Annotated in this window: 2 protein-coding genes and 1 pseudogene; all 3 read left to right on the top strand. The window is 46.4% G+C overall.

What is annotated here, in order from left to right; translation table 11 throughout:
* Nucleotides 1-935: pseudogene (locus tag A3761_RS23090) on the top strand (IS21 family transposase); the annotation flags it as partial.
* A 29-nt stretch (nt 936-964) separates the two neighbouring features.
* Complete coding sequence (locus A3761_RS23085) at nt 965-1,504, top strand: ATP-binding protein (protein WP_082870355.1); 540 nt, start codon at nt 965-967, stop codon at nt 1,502-1,504.
* Nucleotides 1,505-1,535: 31 nt separating this feature from the next.
* A partial coding sequence (locus A3761_RS29095) for a transposase (protein WP_156492056.1) occupies nt 1,536-1,697 on the top strand: 162 nt, incomplete at its 3' end.

Raw genomic sequence — 1,697 nt, 5'->3', positions numbered from 1 at the left:
CTGAACTAGTCGTGCCGGATAATTTGAGAAGTGCGGTGCGCAAAACACATCGTTACGAACCAGATATAAACCCGGCTTATCAGCAACTGGCACAACACTATCAAGTGGCGGTTGTTCCAGCGCGCCCCTATAAACCCAAGGATAAATCCAAAGCAGAAGTCGCTGTACAAATCGTTGAACGCTGGATTATGGCACGCTTGCGTCATCAAACCTTCTTCACTCTGGCGTCACTAAACCAAGCAATCCGGTTTTTATTGGACGACTTGAATCAGCGTCCCTTTAAGAAGCTCCCGGGTTCCCGGGCAAGTCAGTTCAAGCAACTAGACCAACCCGCCTTAAGGTCATTGCCTACAACGCCATACCATTATGCAGAGATCAAACAGGTGCGAGTCCATATCGATTACCACGTCGAATACGATAAGCACTATTACTCAGTTCCCCATAATCTGGTGAAACAGGCTGTTGAAGTACAAGCTAGTAACTCAAGCGTCTCCGTTTATAGCCAAGGTCAACGAGTCGCTAGCCACCCTCGTAGTTATCGGCAAGGTGCGCACAGCACTTGTGCTGAACATATGCCGCAAGCGCACCGAGCTATACAGGAATGGAGCCTAGAGCGCTTCCTGAGCTGGGCAAACGAGATAGGCGCTGAAACTCGTGAAGTGGTGAATCACCTACTGCAAGAAAAGCGACATCAAGAACAGAGTTATCGCCGCATACTCGCCTTACTTAGTAATGCGAAGAAATATGGACGAGAGAGACTCAACAAGGCTTGCGGACGCGCACTACTGATCAACTCACCGACACGCAGCAGTGTTGAATCCATACTTAAACAAGGACTTGATCAGATCGTTGTTGAAACTCAGGAGCATCATATTCAGGAAGAGTTATGCCTGGACCACCATGAAAACATCCGTGGTGAAGACTACTACCACTAAATACTCATATGAATAACTAGGGAAAAAACATGTTTACCAATCAAACCTTGCAAGCACTGAGAACATTAAAACTTAGCGGCATGGCTGATGGCCTAGAGCAACAGCTAGCACAACCATCAACACATGAAGAGCTTAGCTTCGATGAACGCCTGGCGCTATTAGTCGATAGAGAAAGTACGCACCGACACAACAATAAAATTACCCGTTTACTGAAGGCTGCCAAGTTAAAGATAAAGGCTCACCCTGAAGACATTAACTACCAGCATCCACGTGGTCTGAAAAAAAGTCAGTTCGCGGGTCTACTGAGTAGTCAATGGGTTCATCAGCATCACAACGTATTAATCGAGGGCCCAACGGGCTGTGGTAAGACATACTTGGCTTGTACTCTCTCGACTCAAGCTTGCCGTCACGGCTTCTCAGTACGCTACTTCCGAACTTCACGCCTACTTGAAGCACTGAGTATTGCGCACGGCGATGGCCGCTTCCAGAAACTCGTTCAGCAACTCGCTAAGACCGACTTACTGGTTCCCCCCTGTGTCAGGATAGTTGTCGCCTCTGTTAATTTTTAATAATTGAATAGGAGGCGGTAAGAGAATATGAGTGAAGCATTATTCAAAAGAGTTTAAAGAAGCCATTGTTAAGAAGTGGCTTGAAAGTGGGTTATCATTAAGAACGTTTTCAGCCCAGGAAAACATAAACCTATCCACCTTGTATTCCTGGCGAGATAAATTTCAATTACCAGGTTCAAGTGTGACAAAAAGT

The sequence above is a fragment of the Oleiphilus sp. HI0123 genome (assembly GCF_001635315.1).
Note: the sequence above shows the minus strand (reverse complement) of the source record. Positions and strands in the feature narration are given on the sequence as shown.

Bases quoted from the DNA above. Each gene is read 5' to 3' on its own strand.
- A3761_RS23085 (WP_082870355.1), top strand. From the start codon at position 965: ATGTTTACCAATCAAACCTTGCAAGCACTGAGAACATTAAAACTTAGC.